This window comes from Prevotella sp. P3-122 (genome assembly GCF_002251365.1).
Taxonomy (GTDB): Bacteria; Bacteroidota; Bacteroidia; order Bacteroidales; family Bacteroidaceae; genus Prevotella.
Genome location: NZ_NPJH01000014.1, coordinates 1 through 1,285 on the forward strand (window position 1 = coordinate 1; position 1,285 = coordinate 1,285).

Genomic DNA, 1,285 nt, shown 5'->3' on the forward strand with positions numbered 1-1,285 from the left:
ATTTTCTCTACATTATGTCCCTTTACAGAATATAAATTTTTATTACCATTGTCAAATACCAAAATCCCATCCGTATTTTTTGCAACAATGTGTGGAGAAATCCACTCGTTTTTTCCACGCCCCTTTTTACCAAACACAGATTTCTTACTGAGTGTCTTATTGTCAAAAACCGTATATATCATTTCTGACGAAGGAATCTTACATATTAACTCTCCATCAAGCAATGTCCAGTATTCTATATCTTGAATAGAATCTATCTTCTGGACGCTAACTGTGTCGATTTTACTAAAATTCAGCTCATTAAATTCATGTTTTACAGTATTAACACCTTTTCTACAGGAGCAGAGTACAAAAATAATGAGGAATAATAATGTAAACTTATAAACTTTCATTTTTTAATATTATTGTGTAACTTTTGTTGAAAACCTACGGAAGTAATTGGGCTAGATTTATCATGTCTAAGTTTTGCACAGATTTGTACAGATATTTGTGGTGTACTTTGAAATCTTCATTTCGTTAAGATATAAGGCAATCTCCTATAAATGTTTTTATTGCTATTATACCAACAACATCAATATAGCAACCAACAACAGCATTTTTCTTGTGACCGTTAAATTTTTGGTTATATTTCAATAAGTAAGAAACCACATTAATCAACAAAATGCGCAAAACTCAGACATTATAGCTTCATTTTACAATACAGAAGATACTTTTTAATTGCAATTACCCGAAGGATTATAACCTTCTCTTAATGTGAAACAACAATCATAGAACTCTTTTTTCTTTGAAAACAAAGATCCAGAAGTGCTCCATTGTTTATAACCATTATTGTTGTTACATACGGTTTCTCCTCCTTTTGCTAAAGCTTCAATGTTTTGCGAAAGCAAGTCTGATGGATAAACGTCATGCGACAGATAAGCCTTCATGCCACCATATCCCGATACGATGGCAACCGCTGCAATGCTCAGCGTTGTTAGAATCTTTTTCTTGTTCATAATTATTGAATTTTATTTTATGCGGGCTTATGCCCTCCTATTCTTTTGGATAAACAGACTATACATCTGTGTCAAGAACACAGTCAGAACAGATAGTAGTCTGTCTTAAAACTTAATCTGAAATTATTTTTAAAAACATTTTTTTTATTTTATCATTTCGTATAGGATCACCAACAAGCACTATTTTTCCTGTTTCATCAATCACAAATGTATGAAAAGTCCTATTTGTGGGTATATTAGGATTATTTCTCATTATGACCTCAGAAGTGTCTATATATGTGTATTGTGAA

2 protein-coding genes are annotated in these 1,285 nt (G+C 31.6%); both read right to left on the reverse strand.

Annotated features, from left to right (window positions below; genetic code table 11):
• Positions 1-392, reverse strand: a 392-nt coding sequence (locus tag CIL02_RS02835) for a hypothetical protein (protein WP_141210095.1), incomplete at its 3' end; no start/stop codon positions are given.
• 321 nt (positions 393-713) lie between these two features.
• A complete protein-coding gene (locus tag CIL02_RS02840; RefSeq protein ID WP_094398974.1) occupies positions 714-995 on the reverse strand; it encodes an NVEALA domain-containing protein in 282 nt (93 codons plus the stop codon).
• Positions 996-1,285: the final 290 nt, after the last annotated feature.

Coding starts and splice junctions, on each gene's coding strand:
- CIL02_RS02840 (WP_094398974.1), bottom strand. CDS start 995: ATGAACAAGAAAAAGATTCTAACAACGCTGAGCATTGCAGCGGTTGCC.